Source organism: Massilia haematophila (assembly GCF_042647645.1).
Lineage (GTDB): Bacteria > Pseudomonadota > Gammaproteobacteria > Burkholderiales > Burkholderiaceae_D > Telluria > Telluria haematophila.
On record NZ_JBHRVV010000001.1, the window covers coordinates 2,644,525 to 2,665,852 of the forward strand.

At 65.9% G+C, this 21,328-nt stretch carries 16 protein-coding genes and 1 tRNA gene; 11 read left to right on the forward strand and 6 right to left on the reverse strand.

All coding sequences use genetic code 11. The features are described from left to right. The first annotated feature begins 60 nt into the window (after positions 1–60). The 6 genes from ACFOPH_RS11780 to ACFOPH_RS11805 are packed head-to-tail and all read left to right on the forward strand — an operon-like array spanning position 61 to position 5,850. Entirely contained in the window at positions 61–1,059 is a 999-nt protein-coding gene (locus ACFOPH_RS11780; RefSeq protein WP_379735415.1) for a glycosyltransferase family 2 protein, read from the forward strand. Between the two features lie 7 nt (positions 1,060–1,066). Beyond that, positions 1,067–2,020 carry a glycosyltransferase family 4 protein gene (locus ACFOPH_RS11785; protein ID WP_379735417.1) on the forward strand — a complete coding sequence of 318 codons (954 nt, stop codon included), beginning with the start codon at positions 1,067–1,069 and terminating at the stop codon, positions 2,018–2,020. Positions 2,021–2,031: 11 nt separating this feature from the next. Next, the gene (locus ACFOPH_RS11790) at positions 2,032–3,357 is read left to right on the forward strand and encodes a glycosyltransferase (RefSeq protein WP_379735419.1); all 1,326 of its coding nucleotides are present in this window, start codon (positions 2,032–2,034) and stop codon (positions 3,355–3,357) included. 39 nt (positions 3,358–3,396) lie between these two features. Continuing rightward, positions 3,397–4,158, forward strand: a complete 762-nt coding sequence (locus ACFOPH_RS11795) for an SDR family oxidoreductase (protein WP_379735421.1) — start codon at positions 3,397–3,399, stop codon at positions 4,156–4,158. Position 4,159: 1 nt separating this feature from the next. Then, a complete protein-coding gene (locus tag ACFOPH_RS11800; RefSeq protein ID WP_312548928.1) occupies positions 4,160–4,720 on the forward strand; it encodes a D-glycero-alpha-D-manno-heptose-1,7-bisphosphate 7-phosphatase in 561 nt (186 codons plus the stop codon). Further along, on the forward strand, positions 4,717–5,850 hold the full coding sequence (locus tag ACFOPH_RS11805; protein ID WP_312548929.1) for a glycosyltransferase family 9 protein: 1,134 nt from the start codon (positions 4,717–4,719) through the stop codon (positions 5,848–5,850). The genes ACFOPH_RS11800 and ACFOPH_RS11805 overlap by 4 nt, the downstream gene beginning before the upstream one ends. A 398-nt stretch (positions 5,851–6,248) precedes the next feature. Here ACFOPH_RS11805 and ACFOPH_RS11810 read toward each other — a convergent pair whose 3' ends face one another. The 3 genes from ACFOPH_RS11810 to ACFOPH_RS11820 form a co-directional block, all read right to left on the reverse strand. After that, positions 6,249–7,745 (reverse strand): SGNH/GDSL hydrolase family protein, encoded by a 1,497-nt coding sequence (locus tag ACFOPH_RS11810; RefSeq protein ID WP_379735423.1) that lies wholly within the window; start codon positions 7,743–7,745, stop codon positions 6,249–6,251. Positions 7,746–8,071: 326 nt separating this feature from the next. Beyond that, positions 8,072–8,148 (reverse strand) — tRNA-Pro (locus ACFOPH_RS11815). Positions 8,149–8,271: 123 nt separating this feature from the next. After that, positions 8,272–10,158 (reverse strand): MFS transporter, encoded by a 1,887-nt coding sequence (locus tag ACFOPH_RS11820; protein WP_312549328.1) that lies wholly within the window; start codon positions 10,156–10,158, stop codon positions 8,272–8,274. A gap of 368 nt (positions 10,159–10,526) precedes the next feature. Here ACFOPH_RS11820 and ACFOPH_RS11825 point away from each other — a divergent pair, with 368 nt between their 5' ends. After that, positions 10,527–10,742: a hypothetical protein gene (locus ACFOPH_RS11825; RefSeq protein WP_312549327.1), complete on the forward strand. Its 216-nt coding sequence runs from the start codon at positions 10,527–10,529 to the stop codon at positions 10,740–10,742. Positions 10,743–10,779: 37 nt separating this feature from the next. Here ACFOPH_RS11825 and ACFOPH_RS11830 read toward each other — a convergent pair whose 3' ends face one another. Continuing rightward, positions 10,780–12,087 carry a homoserine dehydrogenase gene (locus ACFOPH_RS11830; protein WP_312549325.1) on the reverse strand — a complete coding sequence of 436 codons (1,308 nt, stop codon included), beginning with the start codon at positions 12,085–12,087 and terminating at the stop codon, positions 10,780–10,782. Positions 12,088–12,103: 16 nt separating this feature from the next. Continuing rightward, a complete protein-coding gene (locus ACFOPH_RS11835; protein ID WP_379735425.1) occupies positions 12,104–13,330 on the reverse strand; it encodes a pyridoxal phosphate-dependent aminotransferase in 1,227 nt (408 codons plus the stop codon). Positions 13,331–13,528: 198 nt separating this feature from the next. Between ACFOPH_RS11835 and ACFOPH_RS11840 the strand changes: the two genes are divergently transcribed. The 4 genes from ACFOPH_RS11840 (at position 13,529) to ACFOPH_RS11855 (ending at position 18,179) form a co-directional block, all read left to right on the forward strand. Next, positions 13,529–13,906, forward strand: a complete 378-nt coding sequence (locus ACFOPH_RS11840) for an Mth938-like domain-containing protein (protein ID WP_312549323.1) — start codon at positions 13,529–13,531, stop codon at positions 13,904–13,906. 130 nt (positions 13,907–14,036) lie between these two features. After that, positions 14,037–15,080: an IS110 family transposase gene (locus ACFOPH_RS11845; protein WP_379732773.1), complete on the forward strand. Its 1,044-nt coding sequence runs from the start codon at positions 14,037–14,039 to the stop codon at positions 15,078–15,080. A gap of 642 nt (positions 15,081–15,722) precedes the next feature. Further along, complete coding sequence (locus ACFOPH_RS11850; RefSeq protein WP_379735427.1) at positions 15,723–16,193, forward strand: peroxiredoxin; 471 nt, start codon at positions 15,723–15,725, stop codon at positions 16,191–16,193. A 222-nt stretch (positions 16,194–16,415) separates the two neighbouring features. Beyond that, on the forward strand, positions 16,416–18,179 hold the full coding sequence (locus tag ACFOPH_RS11855) for a PhoH family protein (RefSeq protein ID WP_312549320.1): 1,764 nt from the start codon (positions 16,416–16,418) through the stop codon (positions 18,177–18,179). 240 nt (positions 18,180–18,419) lie between these two features. Here ACFOPH_RS11855 and ACFOPH_RS11860 read toward each other — a convergent pair whose 3' ends face one another. Further along, positions 18,420–21,152, reverse strand: a complete 2,733-nt coding sequence (locus ACFOPH_RS11860; protein WP_379735430.1) for a bifunctional diguanylate cyclase/phosphodiesterase — start codon at positions 21,150–21,152, stop codon at positions 18,420–18,422. Positions 21,153–21,328 lie beyond the last annotated feature (176 nt).

Here is a 21,328-nt window from a genome sequence, read left to right on the forward strand (position 1 = left end):
GCCCCGCCTTGGCGCTCCGCCCTGGCAACCGCCTGGCGACCAATCGACATGGAGACGAGGATGCCCACAACGAATGCAGCGACGACCAGCAGCACGCTAGCGGTCTCGGTCGTGGTGCCAACCTGCGGCCGCATGGACCTGCTCGACCGCTGCCTCGATGCCCTCACCCGCCAGACGCTGCCGGCCGGCGCCTACGAAGTCATCATCGTCGACGACGAACCCAACCACAACACCCTGCACCTGGTCGCCGGCTGGCGCGCACGCACGGTCGAGCGCGGGCCGCGCCTGGTCTACCTGGCCAATTCCGGTCAGCATGGTCCAGCCGCCGCGCGCAACCTCGGCTGGCGCGCGGCCCAGGCGCCGATCGTCGCCTTCACCGACGACGACACCGTGCCCGCGGTCACCTGGCTGGCCCAGGGCCTGGGCGCCTTCGACGAACAGGTCGACGTCCTGTGCGGGCGCATCGAGATGCCGGTCCCGCGCAAGCTCACCGACTACCAGCGCGAGGCGCGCCGCCTGGAAACCGCCGAGTTCGTCGCCGCCAACTGTTTCTGCCGCAAGAGCATCCTCGAGCGGCTGGACGGTTTCGACGAACGCTTCACCGAGCCCTGCAGGGAGGACAGCGACCTGTATTTCCGCCTGCTCGGCATCGGCGCGCGCATCGCCCGCGCGCCCGAGGCGCTGGTCGTGCACCCGCTGCGGCCCGCGCCCTGGGGCGTGAGCCTGCTGCAAACGCGCAAGGCCGTGTTCGACGCCCTGCTCTACAAGAAGCACCCGGAGCTGTACCGCGCCAGGATCGAGCCCATGCCGCGCTGGGACCACTACCTGGCGGTGGCGGCGCTGCTGGTGACGCTGCTGGCCGGCAGCGCCGGCGTCACGCTCGCGGCCGGCCTCGCCTGGCTGGTCCTGACCGCGCGCCTGTGCCTGACGCGCCTGCGCGGCACCGCGAAAACCGCATCCCATATCGCCGAGATGATCGTGACCTCGGCCCTGATCCCTCCGCTGGCCGTGTTCTGGCGCCTGGCCGGGGCCATCCGCTACCGCGTCCGTTTCACCTGAGGTTCCCATGCGCCGACTCAAGGTCCTTACCTGGCACACCCACGGCAGCTACCTGTACTACCTGTCGCAGGCGCCGCACGAGTTCTTCGTCCTCTCGAAACCCGGCCGTCCGCCCGGCTACGGCGGCCGCTGCGGCCATATTCCCTGGGGCGACAACGTGCACGACCTGCCGCTGGCGAACGTGCGCGGCCAGGAGTTCGACTGCATCCTGTTCCAGGACGACCACCAGTGGGAAAAGGACCAGTACGAATTCCTCACGCCGGCGCAGCGCGCCCTGCCCCGCATCTACCTCGAACACGACCCGCCGCGCGCCCACCCGACCGACACGCCCCACCTGGTCGACGACCCGAACGTGCTGCTGGTGCACGTCACGCCGTTCAACGCGCTCATGTGGGACAACGGCCGCACGCCTACCCGCGTGATCGAACACGGCGTGCTGGTGCCGGACGGCGTGCGCTACCGGGGCGAACTCGCGCGCGGCCTGGTGATCAGCAACCACCTCGGCCGGCGCGGCCGGCGCATGGGGCCCGACCTGTTCCTGCGCGCGCGCGCCGAGCTGCCGCTCGACCTGGTCGGCATGGCCGCCGAGGAGCTCGGCGGCATCGGCGAAATCGAGCATGCCCGCCTGCCGGCCTTTGCCGCGCACTACCGCTTCCTGTTCAGTCCGATCCGCTACTCCAGCCTGGGGCTGTCCGTGATCGAGGCGATGATGGTCGGCATGCCGGTGGTGGCGCTGGCCACGGCCGAGATGGCCACCGTGATCGAGGACGGCGCCAACGGCTATTCCGACACCCGCTTCGAGCGGCTCGGCGAATGCATGCGCGAACTGCTGCGCAGCCCCTCGCTGGCGCGCGACATCGGACAGGCCGGCCGCCGCCGCGCCCAGGAGCGCTTCTCGATCGAGCGCTTCAGCGCCGACTGGGATGCCGCGCTGCGTTACGTGACCGGCCACGGCGGCTAGCGGGAGGACGCATGAGACTGAACGAACATCCCGCCCGGGCGCCGGCCGGCGCGCCGCTGCGCCGCATCGCCATCATCAGCGACCATGCCTCGCCGCTGGCGCAGCCGGGCAGCATCGATTGCGGCGGACAGAACGTCTACGTGGCCAACCTGGCGCGCGAACTGGCGCTGGCCGGCTACCTGGTCGACGTCTTCACGCGCCGCGACGCGGTATCGCAGAAGACCCTGGTGCGCTGCCCCGGCAACGTGCGCGTGGTGCACGTGCCGGCCGGCCCGGCCCACTACGTGCCCAAGGAACACATGCTGCCCTACATCGGTCACTTCTCGCGCTTCGTCGCCCGCTTCTGCGCGCGTGCCGCGCGCGGCCAGCAGGGCGGCTACGACATCGTCCACGCCAACTTCTTCATGTCGGGCATGGTCGCCCAGCACCTGAAGCACACCCTCGGCATCCCTTTCGTCATCACCTTCCACGCGCTCGGCCACGTGCGCCGCCTGGCCCAGGGCGCGGCCGACGCCTTTCCCTCGGCGCGCATGTGCATCGAAAGCGCGCTGATGCGCCACGCCGACCGCATCATCGCCGAGTGCCCGCAGGACCGGCTCGACATGGAGCAACTGTACGGCGCCCACGCCGACCGCATCCGCATCGCGCCCTGCGGCTTCGATCCCGAGGAACTGTGGCCGGAACCCCAGGACCAGGCACGCGCGCGGCTCGGCATCGCCCCGGGCCGCTTCGTCGTGCTGCAGCTCGGGCGCATGGTGCCGCGCAAGGGTGTTGACACCGTGATCCAGGGCGTCGCCCTGCTGCGCGACCGTCACGGTGTCGATGCCGAGCTGCTGGTGGTCGGCGGCGACCACGAACGTCCCGACGGACGGGACCTGCCCGAGATGGCGCGGCTGCGCACGCTCGCGCACCAGCTCGGTATCGCCGAACACGTGCGCTTCGTCGGCCAGCAGCCACGCGCCGCCCTGCGCCACTATTTCAGCGCCGCCGACGTTTTCGCCACCACGCCCTGGTACGAGCCCTTCGGCATCACCCCGGTCGAGACCATGGCCTGCGCGCGTCCCGTGATCGGCGCCGAGGTCGGCGGCATCAAGAGCACCGTGGTCGATGGCGTGACCGGCTTCCTGATCCCCTCGCGCGACCCGCGCGCGCTGGCCGAACGGCTGGCGCGGCTGCAGGCCGATCCGGCGCTCGCGCGGCGCATGGGAGAAGAAGGCCTGCGCCGCGCCTACCGCCACTACACCTGGCGCGCCGTGGCCCAGGAGGCCGCCGCCATCTACGCCGCCGTGCTCGAGGAAACGCGCGCACGCCACCTCAGCGGAGTTTCCACGTTTTAGCGGAATGTCCACTTTTTTTTACCCTCTTCAGGAGCAGACATGCTTGTAGCGCAGGCAGCAAGGCAGGACCACACCCCGGCATCGCTTCGCGGCCAGGCCGTCTTCATCACGGGCGCGGCCAGCGGACTGGGCGCGGCGCTGGCGTCGACCCTGGCGCGCGCCGGGGCCGACATCGTCGCCGCCGACATCCGTCCCCAGGCGCTGACTGCCGCGGCGGCGCAATGGCGCGAAGCCGGCGTGCGCGTGCACCCGATCGGCCTCGACGTCGCCGACCCGACCGCCGCCCGCCGCGCGATCGAGGAAGCGGTCGACACCATGGGCCGGCTCGACGTCCTCGTCAACAATGCCGGCACCGACGTCATCCTGCCGATCTCCGAATTGTCCGAAGAAGAATGGCTGCGCGTCATCGGCACCAACCTGAACGGCCCTTTTCTCCTCGCCAAGCACGCCGCGGCCCACATGCGCACCCTGGGCGGCGGCCACATCGTCAACGTCGCCTCCACCGCCGCCAAGCGCGCCTGGCCCAACGCGGCGGCCTACCACGCCAGCAAATGGGGATTGCTCGGACTCTCGCATGCCCTGCATGCCGAGCTGCGTCCGCAGAACATCCGCGTCACCGCCGTCGTGGCCGGCGGCATGCGTACGCCCTTCCTGCTCGAACGCTTTCCCGAGCTCGACCCGGCACAGCTCCAGGACCCGGCGAACGTCGCCGAAGCCATCCGCGCGGTCCTCTGCATGCCGCCCGCGACCGTGATCGCCGAACTGACCGTGCTGCCGATGCGTGAAACCTCCTGGCCCTGACATGAAAGCCATCTTTCTCGACAAGGACGGCACCCTGATCGACAACCTGCCGTACAACGTGGAGCCGCGCCGCATCCGCCTGGCGTCCGGCGCCGGCGCCGCGCTGCGCCTGCTGACCCGGCTCGACTACCGCCTGTTCGTCGTCAGCAACCAGGCGGGTATCGCCGAAGGCCGCTTCCCGGAAGACGCGATGCACGCGGTCGGCGACCGGATTGCCGACCTGCTGTTTCGCGAAAACCTGCTGCTCGACGGCTTTTATTACTGCCCGCATCATCCCGGCGGCACGGTTGCCGCCTATGCCATCGAATGCGATTGCCGCAAGCCGCTGCCCGGCCTGCTCTTGCGGGCGGCGTCCGAGCACGGCGTGGACCTGCGTTCGTCCTGGATGATCGGCGACATCCTGCACGATGTCGAAGCGGGCAACCGCGCCGGCTGCCGCACCATCCTGCTCGACAACGGCAACGAAAGCGAATGGCGCCTCGGCCCGCGCCGCATCCCCACCCGCATGGCGCCCGATCTCTACGCGGCCGCCGTGCTCATCGCCAGCCACGAAAACGAATGACGCCCGCCCCGTCCTCCCCCGCCTCCTCTTCCTCCTCCTGGACGCAGGCGCGGCACGTCTTGTGCGTGCGCCTCGACGCGCTCGGCGACGTCCTGATGTGCACGCCGGCGCTGCGGGCCCTGCGCGCCCAAGCCCCCGAGCGCCGCCTCACGCTCCTGAGCTCGCCGGCGGGCGCGGCCCTCGCGCCCTACCTCGACGACGTCGACGCCGCCATCGCCTGGGAAGCGCCCTGGATGAAGAGCAGCGCGGTCCTCGCATCGCAGCAGCACCTGGACTGGATCGCCATGCTCGCCCGCCAGCGCTTCGACGCGGCCGTCGTGTTCACCTGCTACAGCCAGAGCGCGCTGCCGGCCGCCCTGCTGTGCCAGCTCGCAGGCATCCCCCTGCGCCTGGCCTATTGCCGGGAAAAGCCCTACCAGTTGCTGACCGACTGGATCGCCGATCCCGAGCCGGGCGCCATGGTCCGCCACGAAGTGCAGCGCCAGCTCGACCTGGTGCGCCACGTCGGCGCCGAGATCGCCGACGAGCGCCTGGCGTTCACCCCGAGGGAAGCCGACCACGATGCGGTACGCGCGCGCCTGCGGCAGGCCGGCATCGATCCGGAGGGGCGCTGGCTGGTGCTGCATCCCGGCGCCAGCGCGCCCTCGCGCCGCTATCCGGCGCATCACTGGCGCACGCTCGCGCGCGCTCTCGTCGAGCGGCTCGGCTGTCCACTGGTCTTCACCGGCGCCACGCACGAGGAGGCGCTGATCGCGCAGGTCGCGCCGCCCGGCGCCGCGTCCATGCATTCGCTGGCCGGACAACTCGGCATCGGCGAACTGGGCGCCCTGCTGGCGCAATCCTCGCTGGTGGTCAGCAACAACACCGGCCCGGCCCACCTCGCGGCGGCGGTCGGTGCACCCGTGGTCGACCTCTACGCCCTGACCAATCCCCAGCACACGCCCTGGCGCGTGCCGAGCCGGGTGCTGAACCACGACGTCGACTGCCGCAACTGCGAACGCAGCGTCTGCCCCCAGGGCCACCACGACTGCCTGGAAAAACTGCTGCCCGAGCAGGTCGTCGATGCGGTCTGCAGCCTGCTCAAGCAGACCGAGCCCTACAGGCGAAAGGAGGCGCGAACGAGAATGTGAGCGGCGCCGCTTGAACTTTCGTAGGGTGGGCACTTGTGCCCACGCGGTCTCACCGGTTGATAAACCTGCGCGCCGTGATCTCGCCCACGATCGAACCAATCCGCGAACGACTATTTCTGTCCGCGCGTTCCCGATGACGCCTGCACGACGTGATTGCATCGACTATGCGCCATCGACCGCTGTCCTTTGCCACGCTCGCGTGCTTCATGCGCGCCGTCTGGATGTTGCAGTTGTAGGGTGGGCACTTGTGCCCACGCGGTCTCATCGTTTGATGGCCTGCGCCTCGTGATCTCGCCCGCAGCTGAACCGATACGCAAAAGAATTTCTATGCACACATTCTCGATCACGCTTGCGCGCCGTCTGACGAACCAAACGGCGCGCTCCCTACCCCCGCAAACTCACTTGCGCTTCTGCTGCCCGGCCGGCAGCGCCGCCACACTACCGCGGAACAATTCGAGCGGAATCGCATTCGCCATCGCCTGCATGCCCAGGTCATTCGGATGCAGGTGGTCGCCGCTGTCGTAGGCCGGCAGCATGCGCGTCGGGTGGGACGGGTCGCGCACGGCGCGGTCGAAGTCGATCACGGCGTCGAACTCGTCGCTGGAACGGATCCAGTTGTTCACGGCCTGGCGCACCGCTTCCTTCTCGGGCGTGTAATAGCCGGGGAAGACCGTGCCCTCGAACGGCGTCAGCGTCGCGCCATAGACAGGGATACCTTTGGCGTGGGCACGCGCGATCAGCTGGCGGTAGCCGGCGATCAGGTCCTGGGCGGTCACGCTTTCCGAAACCGGAATCGTCCCGGTGCCCGGATGGCCGATGTCGTTGATGCCGATCAGGACGATCAGGTAGCGCACGCCTGCCATGGCCAGCACGTCGCGGTCGAAGCGGGCCAGGGCGGCGCGGCCGAACAGGGGCTGCTCGCCCGGGTCGCGCAGCAGGCGGTTGCCGCCGATGCCCCGGTTGACCACGCCCAAGCGGCTGTTCAGCGCCTGCAGGGCGGCCGACGTGGAGGCCGAAGGCGCGCCCGGGCTGGCCTTGGCGCCGGCGACCTGGTCGCGCGTGGTCTGCAGGCGCAGGGCCAGCAGGTCGGGCCAGCGGCGGTTGGCGTCGATCGTGGTCACGGCGCCGTCGGTGATCGAATCGCCCAGGGCGACGATGGCGCCCGCGCCCGGGGCATCGACGTCGACCTCGGTCAGGAAAGGCCAGGCGTTAATGGTGCGCTGGGTCGGCAGCGTGGCCGCGCCGGTAAAGTTGCCCGGCAGGGACACATAGTTGGTCTGGAAGGCCGAGCCATGGATGGTGGTGGCCTGCACCTCGCCCGGCAGGTAGAGGCTGACGGCGAGATCGCCCAGCGCCGGCACGTTCAGGGCGACCGGATCGGACAGCACCGGCGCGCCCGGCGGCACCGTGATCGAGGTGGCGCCGCTGAAGGTCAGCACGCGGTCGCTGCCCGGCACGATGTCGGCGCCGCTCTGGCGCAGCGCGATGTGGGCGGCGCCGATGCGCAGCGGCGTGGTGCCGAGCTCGTTCGACACGCGGATGCGCACCTGCGAGCCACCGATGCTGGTGTGCACGATCAGGCGCAGGGTCTGGTCGGTGAAGGTTTGCGTCTGCGCCGGCAGCGGCGGCCCGGCGGGCGCCGTGCCCCAGGTGCCGACCCACTGCTGGCTGGTGTCCCACAAGCCCTTGTTGTCGGCATGGACGCTCAGCGGCAGGGCCAGGCCGGCCAGCGCCAGCGCGCCGGCGGCCAGCACGCCACGGCGCGTCCGGCGCAAGGCCGCCAGCGAGCCCGTCACCGACTGCCCTAGCGACTGCACCAGCGACTGCATGAGCGAACCGCGCGCACGCGGCGCCGGATACACGGGACTGGACCGAGACTGCAACATCATCTTCATGTTTGCGCTCCTCAATATTTTTCGATGGACACCGGTGCCGCGCGTGCGGCTTTCCGGCGGAACGCCCAATCTATCGAGCTCGACCGTTACGGACAAGCCGCGCGCAGCGAGCGACATTGCGCGATGTCGAATCATACGTAGAAACCTGATGAGTTCAGGGAACTTTATTGAAGGGGGAGAATAATGCGGGAACCAGTCCGCACTTGGAGCGTAAGGAATGGACGGCAGGACGGGCAACGTAACAAGACAAGGCCGCCATCGACGGTACGCCCCGGAACAGAAATAAAAAAGGCCAGCTCGAAAGCTGACCTTTTCCACTGATTCTATGGTCGGGGCGAGAGGATTCGAACCTCCGACCCCCTGCACCCCATGCAGGTACGCTACCAGGCTGCGCTACGCCCCGACTAGCCAGCAATTATACCAGAGCCAGGAAAATTTCTTAGGTTTTTGTCACACGTTATCTGTTGAGGTCCGCCAAGCGCGCTGCCGCCGTCCATGACGAGCCAGTCGGCTACGGCAACGCGCCCTATTTCCAGTCCCCGCGCAGGGTGCGCACCTGCTCGTACAGGTACTCGGGCGTCGCCTCCTGGGGCGGCACCGGCACGCCGACGGCGAGCGCCAGCTTCGAGCGCCAGCCGCGTGCGAACGAGCGCTCGAACAGGTTGCCGGGGTCGCGCGTGAAAACGCTGCCCCACAGGCCGCGCAGGGCCATCGGGATCACCGGCACCTTGCTCCGTTCGACGATCCGGGCGACGCCGCTACGGAATTCGTTCATCTCGCCGGTCGAGGTCAGCTTGCCTTCGGGGAAAATGCAGACCAGGTCGCCCTGGTGCAGGGCCTCGGCGATGTCGACAAAGGCGCGCTCCATCTGGAACGGGTCTTCCTTGGCCGGGGCGATCGGGATTGCCTTGGCGGTGCGGAAGATCCAGCCCAGGAAAGGCGTCTTGAAGATGCGGTGATCCATCACGAAGCGGATCGGGCGCGGGCTGGCGGCGCCGATGACCAGGGCGTCGACATAGCTGACGTGGTTGCACACCAGCACGGCCGGGCCTTCTTCCGGAATGCGCTCGACGTCGACGGTCTTCACGCGGTGGATGGTATGGATCAGCAGCCAGGCCAGGAAGCGCATCAGGAACTCCGGCACCAGCGAGAAGATGTAGATCGCCACCAGGGCATTGAGCAGGGCCGTCACCAGGAACATCTGCGGGATCGTGAAGCCCTGCCCCAGCAGCAGGATGGCCACGCCGGCGGCGGCCACCATGAACACGGCGTTCAGGATGTTCATGCCGGCAATCGTGCGCGAGACGTGCTTCGGGTCGCAGCGGGTCTGGATCAGGGCGAACAGCGGCACGATGAAGAAGCCGCCGAAGACGCCGATCAGCACCAGGTCGGCCAGGATGCGCAGCGTGCCCGGCAGCGCCAGCAGCGCGAACGCGTCCACCGTCACGGTGTTGGTGAAGGCCTGGCTGGCGAAATACAGGTCGATGCCGAACACCGACAGGCCGATCGAGCCGAAGGGCACCAGGCCGATCTCGACCTTGCGGCCGGACAGTTTTTCGCACAACAGGGAGCCGGCGCCGATGCCGAGCGAGAACACGGTCAGCAGCAGCACGAAGACGCTGTGGTCGCCGTGCAGGTAGTCCTTGGCGAAGACCGGGAATTGCGACAGCACCAGGGCGCCGTAGAACCAGAACCAGGAATTGCCCAGCATCGAGAGGAAGACGGTGCGATTCTGGGCCGAATAGCGCAGGTTGCGCACCGACTCGGCCGCGAAATTCTTGCTGATGCGTAGTTCAGGGACCGGCGCCGGCGACGCCGGGATGCGCCAGCTCGCCGCCAGGCCCAGCAAGGCCATGAGCAGGCTGCCGCACGCGACCAGCTCGATTCCCCAGGGCTTCTGGGCCACCAGCAGCGCGCCCATCACTTCGCCCAGCAGGATGCCGACGAAGGTCCCCATCTCGACCACGCCGTTGCCGCCAACCAGTTCTTCGGGTTTCAGGTGCTGCGGCAGGTAGGCGTACTTCACCGGGCCGAACAGGGTCGAATGCACGCCCATGCCGACCACCGCCGCGATCAGCAGCCACAGCGTGTGGGTCAGCCAGCCGATCGCGGCGATCGCCATGATCGCGACTTCCAGCAGCTTGACGAAGCGCGCCAGCCTGCCCTTCTCGACCTTGTCGGCGATCTGGCCGGCAGTGGCGGAGAAGACCACGTAGGGCAGGATGAACAGGCCCGGGATCAGGTTGTTCAACAGGCTTGGCGACAGCGTGGTCCAGGACAGGGCGTCATAGGTCAGCGCGACCATTAGCGCGGTCTTGAACAGGTTGTCGTTGAAGGCGCCCAGGAACTGGGTCCAGAAGAAGGGCGAAAAACGGCGCTGGGTCAGCAGGGAAAACTGGCTCGATTGGCTCATTCTCAGTCTCAAAAGCGGGTCTCGAAAGCGGGTCTCGGAAAACGGGGGCTCGATAAGCGGGTTTCAATAAGCGAACGCTGCGTAATCTACAGCACCGGCCTGGCTTGCACATCAATATTTCCTGCGGTGCAACGTACCGGCCGAATAGTAATACTTCCGGTGGCGCAGCGCGATACCCGCCGCAAGGGCAACAGGCTCCTTGCGGTCGCACAAAGCAAAAAGAACGATGGGGACAAGAAATCGGCAAACAAAGAGCAATGTCCACCGTGCAAATGCAGCGCCATTGACACGCTTCAACGCGCTTGAGACAAGACAAGGGCGGCCAGCGTATGACTTGTTGTGCAGTGCAGCGTGAGTAGAATGCTCGGATGAATTCGCCCAACCTCCAAACCACACAACACGGCGCACCGGATGCGCTGTTCGACGACATCGAGCAGGAACTGCTCGCGCTCACCACCGCCTCGCTCGACGAGGACGGCGCCGTCTCCGGCGCTTGCGTGGACGAGTTTGCCGATGAATACCTGGCCGAACTGGGCCTGACGGAAACCATCCGCCCCTGGCGGCCGGGCCAGGTGCCCGGCTAGCCGAACCTCCTGCCCGACGCCGGAGCGGCGCCCCCGGTCAGCTGAGCGTTTCCAGCCTGATGCGAATGACCTTGCCGACGACCGAAACAAGCGCCTCGATGCGCTCGATGGCGGCATCGACGTTCTTCTCGCGCGTCTGGTGCGTGATCATGATGATGTCGGTGCGGGCGCCGCCGCGGGTGCCCTTTTGCAGCACGGCGTCGATCGAGATGCCGGCGTCGGCCAGGATGCGGGTCAGGTCGGCCATCACGCCGAGCTGGTCGTTCACGTACACGCGCAGGTAATAGCTGGTCGTGATTTCCGACATCGGCAGGATCGCCACGTCGCTCATCTGGTTCGGCTGGAAAGCCAGGTGCGGCACGCGGCAGTAGGGGTCGACCGTGGCCAGGCGCGTCACGTCGACCAGGTCGGCGATCACGCTCGACGCGGTCGGTTCCGAGCCGGCGCCCTTGCCGTAATACAGGGTCGAGCCGACCGCGTCGGCCTCGACCAGCACCGCGTTCATGGCGCCCTCGACGTTGGCGATCAGGCGCTTGGCCGGGATCAGGGTCGGGTGCACGCGCAGCTCGATGCCGGTGTCGGCGCGGCGAGTGATGCCCAGGAGCTTGATGCGGTAGCCCAGTTCTTCGGCGTAGCGGATGTCGTCGGCCTGCAGCTGGCTGATGCCTTCCACGTGGGCCTTGTCGAACTGGACCGGAATGCCGAAGGCGATCGCCGACATGATGGTCAGCTTGTGGGCCGCGTCCACGCCCTCGATGTCGAAGGTCGGGTCGGCTTCGGCATAGCCGAGTTCCTGGGCCTGCTTGAGCACGGTGGCGAAATCCAGGCCCTTGTCGCGCATCTCGGACAGGATGAAGTTGGTGGTGCCGTTGATGATGCCGGCCACCGATTCGATGCGGTTCGCGGTCAGGCCTTCGCGCAGCGCCTTGATGATCGGCACGCCGCCGGCCACCGCCGCCTCGAACGCGACCATCACGCCCTTCTCCTGGGCGGCGGCGAAGATCTCGTTGCCGTGCAGGGCCAGCAGGGCCTTGTTGGCGGTCACCACATGCTTGTTGTTGGCGATCGCGCGCAGTACCAGTTCGCGCGGCAATTCGTAGCCGCCGATCAGTTCCACGACGATGTCGACCTCGGGGCTGTCCACCACCAGGAAGGGATCGTCGACCACGCGGCACTGGCCGCCGGTCAGCTGGGCCGCGCGTTCCAGGTTGCGCGCGGCGACCATGGTGATCTCGATGCCGCGGCCGGCGCGGCGCCGGATGTCTTCCTGGTTGCGTTGCAGGACGTTGAAAGTGCCGGCACCGACGGTGCCGATGCCGAGGAGGCCAACTTTGATGGGTTTCATGTGGTTCGTGTCTGTTCTAGCGCGCGTGGCGTCGTCGGTAACCGTCGAGGAAGCGTGCGATACGGCCGCAGGCGTCGGTCAGGTCGTCGGAATTGGGCAGGAACACCAGCCGGAAATGGTCCGGGGCGATCCAGTTGAAGCCGGTGCCTTGCACCAGCAAGACCTTTTCCTCGGCCAGCAGCTCGCAGATGAACTGCTGGTCGTCGGCGATCGGATACATCGCCGGGTCCAGGCGCGGGAACATGTAGAGCGCCGCTTTTGGCTTGACGCAGGACACTCCCGGAATTTCGGTAAGCAGCTTGTAGGCCAGGTCGCGCTGCTTGAGCAGGCGGCCGCCCGGGCGGACCAGGTCGTCGATGCTCTGGTAGCCGCCGAGCGCGGTCTGGATCGCGAACTGGCCCGGCGCGTTGGCGCACAGGCGCATCGAGGCCAGCATGTTCAGGCCCTCGATATAGTCTTTCGCGTGGCGCTTGTCGCCGGAAATCACCATCCAGCCGGCACGGTAGCCGCAGGAACGGTAGTTCTTCGACAGGCCGTTGAGCGTCACGAACAGCACGTCGTCGGCCAGCGAGGCGATCGACTCGTGCACGTTGCCGTCGTACAGGACCTTGTCGTAGATCTCGTCGGCATAGATGATCAGGCCGTGCTGGCGCGCCAGCTCGATGATCTCGAGCAGGATCTCGCGCGGATACAGGGCGCCGGTCGGGTTGTTCGGGTTGATGACGACGATCGCGCGCGTGTTCGGCGTGATCTTGCGGCGCATGTCGGCGATGTCCGGCAGCCAGTCGGCCTGCTCGTCGCACACATAGTGGATGGGCGAACCGCCGGCCAGGCTGACGGCGGCGGTCCACAGCGGATAATCCGGCGCCGGCACCAGCACTTCGTCGCCGTTGTTCAGCAGGCCCTGCATGGCCATCACGATCAGTTCCGATGCGCCATTACCCAGGTAGATGTCGTCGATGCGCACGCCCGAGATCTTCTTCTGCTGGGTATAGTGCATGACCGCCTTGCGCGGCGCGAACAGGCCTTTCGAGTCCGTGTAGCCGGCGGCGCCGTGCATGTTGCGGATCATGTCCTGCATGATCTCGTCGGGCGGATCGAAACCGAAGACGGCCAGGTTGCCGATATTCAGCTTGATGAGCTTGTGGCCGTCGTCTTCCATCTGGCGCGCCTTTTCCAGCGCGGGGCCGCGGATTTCATAACACACGTCGTCCAGCTTGTTCGATTTGCGAATCGGTCTCACATTGTCACCCGTGGTTGGCCTGCATGTTGCAGTGCGAAAAATACCATTCTGCCGAAAGCGCCTCATTTGCGCAACCTTGCACCAATCGCCGGCGAAAACGGCCTGCGCGACGAAAAGTTTATAATCGTCTTCCATGGCCGCCCAGCGCGGCGCTTCCCGCCATCACTGCGGCGCATGCCGCCCCAAGCCACCGACGACATGAAGCTTCACTCCGACAACACTCAACAATACCAGACCGTGACCGGCTACGACGCTTCGGGTGTCGAAATCAATGCGGAACGTTTCAACTACAGCCTGCTCGTGATGCCGGAGACGCCGCCGCGTCCCTGGAACGTGACGCGCTTCGAGGACCTCACGGGCGAGCACTTCGAGCAAATCGCGCTTGATGAGCCGGACGTCGTCATCCTCGGCACCGGCGAGCGCCAGCGCTTCGTGCACCCGCGCCTGATCGCCAGCCTGAGCGCGCGCCACACCGGCGTGGAAAGCATGGACAGCCAGGCCGCCTGCCGCACTTATAACGTGCTGATGGGCGAAGGACGCAAGGTGACGCTGGCGCTGATCATCGATCCGGCCTGAGCCGGTGACGAAAAACGGTGGGCACGGGGCGCCCACCCTAATGTGATGGACTCCACCCTCCTGATATCGGCATCATTGTGCCAAGCGTGCCAGATTGGACTGGCAAGCTAAAACAAGAGGGGGAGTCACCATGAATGCTAGCGCAAAAGTGGTTGGTTTGGATATTGCGAAGGACGTGTTCTTCGCGGTCGGGCTCGATGGACACGGCAAGCGGGTGTTCAAGCGTAAGCTTTCTCGAGACCAGGTGCTTGCGCAGTTCGCGCAGATGGCCCCGGCGATGATTGGTATCGAAGCCTGCGCAGGTTCGCATTACTGGGCACGCAAGCTCGTGGAAATGGGGCACGACGCCAAACTGATTGCGGCCCAACACGTCAGGGCATATGTCACTGGTAACAAAAACGACATGAACGACGCTGCTGCAATTGCCGAGGCACGCTCGCGCGGTTCGACCAAGTATGTGCCGATCAATACGGCTGCACAGCAAGATTTACAGATGCTGCACCGCGCTCGCAGCGCCCTGATGACAGAACGGGTGGCGATGATCAACAGGATCCGGGCATTTGCCGGCGAATATGGCCGGGTATTTCCCAAGCGCGTGGAAAGATTGCGCGACGGACTGAAAGCATGGCTGAACGATCCGGACAATGGTTTGTCTGGTATGGCCCTGGAGACATTCCGGGAGCTCAAGGCCCAGCTGGACGACAAGGACGAGAGGATTCAGGCGTACGACCGACGTTTGAATCAGGCAGCCAGGTCGGAACTGGCGAAGAAACTGATGGAAGTGCCGGGTGTAGGGCCGTTGACGGCAACGGCAGTGCAGGCAACGATCGCCGATCCGCACCACTACAAGAGCGCGCGAGACTTTGCAGCGAATTTAGGCCTCGTGCCACGCGAGCATAGCAGTGGAGGCAAGCAGCGCTTGTATGGCATTACCTGCAGGGGCGACAGCTACCTGCGCACCCTGCTCATACACGGAGCGCGCAGTGCGCTGAGAACAGCAAGCGGCAAGCCCGACAAGCTGCTGCAATGGGCAACAAGGCTGGCAGAACGGCGCAGTTTCAACGTTGCCGCGACTGCGCTGGCCAACAAGATGGCCAGGGTGATCTGGGCGCTGATCGCGCACGGACGTCCTTATGTTCCGGCCTGGTCGAAAGACACGCCCAGGCCGGCCTGAAAAGACTGTCGAGTAACTCAGCAACAACAAGGAGCAATCGCCAAGTTTGCGACGAGAAGAACGAATGATGCCAACAGGTCGAACCGGCGTCGGGTGAATCCGTAAACTGTAGTGGCCATCAAGGCCGTCACCCTATGAGGATCCTGACGCGCGTATCACATCAGGGCCAGAGCACTGGAAACGCTCAACATACAGGCCGAATAGATACAAGCAAACTCTTCCTAACGGCAAAAATTCAATCTTCTTCTTGCAAATCGGGTGGAGTCCATAGATACGGTACTTCTACGCTAACCATGAGGATCGTAGGGTGGGCGCCCCTGTGCCCACGCGTAAAGTTTGCATTATGCTGGCGTTCATAAAGCGCTGCGTCTGCTCATCGTTCTATCCCACGGCAAACGATATTTGCCTCTTCCGCTCCCTGTGCAAATATCCTTTGCACCTGTCCCCAATCGAACCACCCTCCTCCGGTTTTCTCGTGTAAATTCCGACTATTGTGGTTGAAAGGCAATTTTTCGGCCCCATCTAGTCCGCCAACGCGCTGCAAACGTGCCAATTCGACGGTGTAAGTACTACCGCCCGGCAGCGCCGCAGATTATGATGAGGGCTAACCAGATAGCCCGATACCAGTCCAGGAGAATCCACGTGGCCGACAGCCCCAGCGCAGTAACCGTAGAGAACTTTAGTGCCGCCATGACCGGCGACCAGACCTTCCAGCTTGGCGGGCGTCCCGCGAAGTACACGGTGCTGTATTTTTATCCAAAGGACAATACCCCGGGCTGCACCACCGAGAGCATGGCCTTCCGCGACAAGCACGAGGAATTCCTCGCCGCGAACACCGAGATCTACGGCATCAGCCGCGATTCGCTGCGCTCGCACGAGAACTTCAAGTCGAAGCTGGGCCTTCCCTTCGAACTGATCTCCGACCCTGACGAACTGGTCTGCAACCAGTTCGGCGTCATGAAGATGAAGAACATGTATGGCAAGAAAGTCAGGGGGGTCGAGCGCAGTACGTTTGTCGTTGACGCTCAAGGCCGATTGGTGAAAGAATGGCGTGGCGTGAAAGTCAACGATCACGTCGATGAAGTGCTGGAATTTGTGAAGAGCCAGCCCTGAACGGATGGCTCCCAGTCGATCAACCTGCTGGTCCAACCACCTATTTTGAGTCGAAGCGTTTTATCCCTGCATCATTCCAATCTGGCTGCCTGCCAAGCCGGTGCTCATCCGGCCCTGGTCCGCGCCCCCAAGTATTTTCCAGTTGCATCGATCCCGCCCGGCAGCGCGTCCCGCGACGCGCTGGCGCGAGGCGTCCTCCACTTTTTCTAGATTGAGAACCTGATGCCACTACCCAAAATCCCGACCAAACCGGCCACCCTGCTGCCGGTCAGCGATTACCCCAAGGCCGAACCCGGCAAGTCTCCCGTGCGCGCCGTGAGCGCAGCGCCGGTCGAGGCCGATCCGGTCGAAGACCTCATCAGCGGCAAGGCCGTGCCCGCCGCAAAATCCACCCGTGCCCGCAAGCCCAAGGCCACGCCGCTGGCCGCGGTGCCAAGCGCCCAGGCGGCGCCCGAGCGTGCCGCCAAGCCGGAAACGGTCGCCAAGCTGCGCGAAACCGACATCGACGTGCCGCATCCGGTCAAGCACAAGCCGGTCGAAGTCAACGTCAAGTCCTCGGCCAGCCGCAAGGCCGACAAGGCCGGTGCCACCAAGGTCTTCGTGCTAGACACCAACGTGCTGATGCACGACCCGACCTGCCTGTTCCGTTTCGAGGAACACGACGTCTACCTGCCGATGATGACGCTCGAGGAGCTCGACGACCACAAGAAGGGCATGTCCGAAGTCGCGCGTAACGCGCGCCAGGTGTCGCGCACGCTGGACGCCCTGATCGCCGACATCGACGACGACGCCATCGAGGCCGGCATCGAGCTGGCCAAGCTGGGCAACAAGGATGCCAAGGGCCGCCTGTTCTTCCAGACCAGGCTGCAGAACGGCCCCGCCCTGCCCGAAGGCCTGCCGACCGGCAAGGCCGACAACCAGATCCTCGGCGTGGTGAAAGCCTTGGCCGCGGATCAACCGGATCGTGCGATCGTGCTGGTGTCGAAAGACATCAACATGCGCATCAAGGCGCGCGCCCTGGGCCTGCCGGCCGAGGACTATTTCAACGACCACGTGCTGGAAGACACCGACCTGCTGTATTCGGGCATCAATCAGCTGCCGGAAGACTTCTGGGACAAGCACGGCAAGAACATGGAGTCGTGGCAAGACACCCGCAACGGCACCACCTTCTACCGCGTCACCGGCCCCTTCATCCCCAGCCTGCTGGTGAACCAGTTCGTCTACCTCGAGCAGAACGGGGGAGAAGCGCCGTTCTACGCACAGGTGAAAGAGATCAACGGCAAGACCGCCGTGCTGCAGGTGCTGCGCGACTACACCCACACCAAGAACAGCGTCTGGGGCATCACCGCGCGCAACCGCGAGCAGAACTTCGCGCTGAACCTGCTCATGAACCCGGAGTGCGACTTCGTCACCCTGCTCGGCCAGGCCGGTACCGGTAAAACCCTGCTGGCCCTAGCCGCCGGCCTGGCGCAAGTGCTGGAGACCAAGCAGTACAACGAGATCATCGTCACCCGCGTGACGGTGCCGGTCGGCGAGGACATCGGCTTCCTGCCGGGCACCGAGGAAGAAAAGATGTCGCCGTGGATGGGCGCCTTCGACGACAACCTGGAAGTGCTGAACAAGTCGGACAACGACGCAGGCGACTGGGGCCGCGCGGCCACCCAGGACCTGATCCGCTCGCGCATCAAGATCAAGTCGCTCAACTTCATGCGCGGCCGTACCTTCGTGAACAAGTTCCTGATCATCGACGAGGCCCAGAACCTGACGCCGAAGCAGATGAAGACCCTGGTCACCCGCGCCGGCCCCGGCACCAAGATCCTGTGCCTGGGCAATATCGCCCAGATCGACACGCCGTATTTGACCGAGGGCTCGAGCGGCCTGACCTATGTGGTCGACCGCTTCAAGGGCTGGTCGCACAGCGGTCACGTGACCCTGGCGCGCGGCGAGCGTTCGCGCCTGGCGGATCACGCGAGCGACGTGTTGTAAGCGTCGCCGCTTCAACAAAAAACCTGCGCGCCGGAAGGTTCGCAGGTTTTTTTTACGTCTAGGATCGGTGAGGTAGGCGTAGGGTGGGGACTTGTCCCCACGCGGTACGGCGGTGGATACCCGATTGCGTACGCAGATAACCGGTCCGCAAGCATGGCGGCTCGCGTTCATTGGCGCCGCCCATACAGGGTGAGACCGCGTGGGCACAAGTGCCCACCCTACGAAAATCAACACCCGGTTTCAGGACCTCACCCCACCCGCCGTCTCGAACGCGCGCCCGGCCTGCGGCTGGCTTTCCCCCGGCGGCACCGGGCGCGAAAAGAAATAGCCCTGCCCTTCGTCGCAGCCGAGCGTCTTGAGCAGCTGCATCTGCGCCTGGCTCTCGACGCCCTCGGCCACCACGCGCATGCCCAGCGCATGCGCCATCGCGATCATCGAGGCGATCAGGGTGTCGCCTTCCGGGTTCTCGATGCGCAGCACGAAGGCGCGGTCGATCTTCAGGACGTCGAAGCGCAGGCGCTGCAGTTGCGACAGCGAGGAGTAGCCGGTGCCGAAGTCGTCGATGCACAGCTTGATCCCGAGTTCGCGCAGCTGGCGGAACACGGCCGACTCCACGATTCCCTCCTGCATCATCGACGACTCGGTCACCTCGATTTCGAGCAGCGCGGGGTCGATGCCATGGCGTTCGATGGCGCCCCGAAACAGCGCCAGGATGTCGGACTGGCTGAACTGGCGCGGCGAGACGTTGACCGAGACCGGCACCAGCGCCCCGCCGTCGCGCGCCCAGTGGGCCAGCTGGTGGCAGACGCTGTCGATGACCTGCTCGCCCAGCCGCACGATCAGCCCGGTCTCCTCGAGCAGGGGGATGAAACCGTCGGGCCCGGTCAAGCCCTTGCCAGGGCGCTCCCAGCGCACCAGCGCCTCCATGCTCGAGGCCGTTCCGGCGGCCAGGTCGACGCGCGGCTGGTAGTGCACGACGAACTGCCGCTGGTCGAGGGCGTGGCGCAGTTCCATCTCGGTTTCCAGGCGCGTGCGGATGGCCTCGAAAAAGCGCGCCTGGAAGAAGCGGAAGTCGCCCTTGCCGCCCGTCTTGACCGAATACATCGCGATGTCGGCGTTCTTCAGCAGGGTCTGGGCATCGTCGCCATGCTCGGGAAACAGGCTGATCCCGATCGAGGCGTTCAGTACCTGGGTCGACTGCTGCAGGTGGAAGCCGTCGCGGAAGGCGCCGAGCACGCGCCCGGCGACCTGCTCGATATCCTCGACGCTGCCGGCCTGTTCCAGCACCACCACGAACTCGTCGCCGCCCAGGCGCACCACATGGTCGCGCGGGCGCACCGCGGTCTTGAGGCGTTTGCCGACGGTGCGCAGCAGTTCGTCGCCGGCCGCATGGCCGAGCACGTCGTTGACGGTCTTGAAGCCGTCGAGGTCGATGAACAGCACCGCCAGCCGCTGCCCGCCCGCGCGCGCATGCTCGATCGCCCCCGGCAGGTAGTGCTGGATCCAGTAACGGTTGGGCAGGCCGGTCAGCGCGTCCGAATTGCTCCTGCGCTCGAGTTCGGACAGGTGCGCTTTGCTCTCGCTGATGTCGCGGATCGTGACCGCCAGGTCGTCGCCGGCGCGCACCGCCTTGTAGCGGATCCATTGCGCCTTCAGCGGCTGGTCCGGCGCCTGGTGCACCGGCAATTCCTGGTCGTAGACGCCGGTCTCGAGCGCCTGGCACAGCCGGGTGCAGGCCGCCTCGAACAGCTTGCCGTGGTAAAACTCGGACAGGCGGTGCCCGATCAGCTGCACCGGGTGCTTGCCGAACATGTCGGCCCCGTACTGGTTGCAGTCGACGATGTCGAAATCGCGCACCACGCCGCGGGCGTCGCGCACTGGCCGATTGATGAAGAAGCCCTCCCCCGCTTCCTCGGTCGCGCGGCGGTAGGTGGCGCGGATGGTTTCGATCTGGTGCTGCTTCCACTTCGCGTGCACGTGGAGGCTGGTGGCAAGCAGCGCGGCCAGCACCAGCCAGGCGGTGTTCCACCAGGCGTTGTTGATGGCGGCCTGGCGCCTGGCGCGATAGGGCGCCAGCGCCGCGTTCTCGTCCACGCCCACCATGCCGACCAGGCCCACGTCAGGCAACGGATGCCAGCCCACGATCCGGGTATGCCCGTCCGCGAACCAGCGCCGGCCATCGAGGCGGGCGACGCCCACCGGCCGCTCGGCCGGCAGCGGCGCCAGCAGGAAGGGCGAGCGGCTGGTGTGGACGATGCTCCCGCTACGGGTGGCCAGCATCGCGCCATTGTCGCGCACCAGCCCGGTAAAGCCATATTCGCCCAGCACCGGCTCGGCGTAGTGCTGGGTGAAGAAGGACGGAAGGACGGCGACCAGCACGATGCCGTCGAACTTCCCTTCCGGCGTCAGCAGCGGGCGCGAGAAGGCGATGACTTCCTGGCCCGTCAGTTTGCCGGCGAGGGGACCACTCAGGTACAGCCTGTCGCCGGCGGTGCTCTGCGGCGCGGCGAAATATGGCCGGTTGCCGAAATACTTGCCGACGACCTCGGGCTGCGAGCAGGTCGTGACGATCCCGTTGCGGTCGAGGATCGCCACCGCGGAAATGTACTGCTCGGAGAAGATGCCGGCATCGATCGTGCCCTCCAGGCGCAACTGCTTGCCGGCATGCGCCCACTGGTGGCGCAACAGCAGCAGCAGGCGGTCGGTATCGTCGATCGAGCGGCGCGCACGGATGACCATGCTGCGCGTATAGGCATCGACCTGCTGCTCCAGCTCGACCTGGCGGTCGCGCTGGTCGTGCTGGAGGTCGAGCAGCACATAGCCCCATAACGCGCCGATCGCGGCCAGCGCGAGCGCCGGCCACACCAGCAGCAGCGGCAGCCGCCGGCGCACGAATGCGAGGAAGGGGCGCAGGCGGCCGAGTGCACGACGCCAGCGTGCAGCCGCCGTCGCCTTGTCGATACGCAAGTCCATCGGGTTCCAGCATGTCGAGGCACAGGAACAGAGTATGACACGCCGGCACCGCGGCGGATGAACGCCGTCGCGCAGGCGGACGGAATCCGGCGCGGCAAGTCGCATGGCCTTTGACTTGCCCACTTGTGGGGAAACACCTTGGTCACGATGATCGGTTGACGCAGCAACATTCCCCA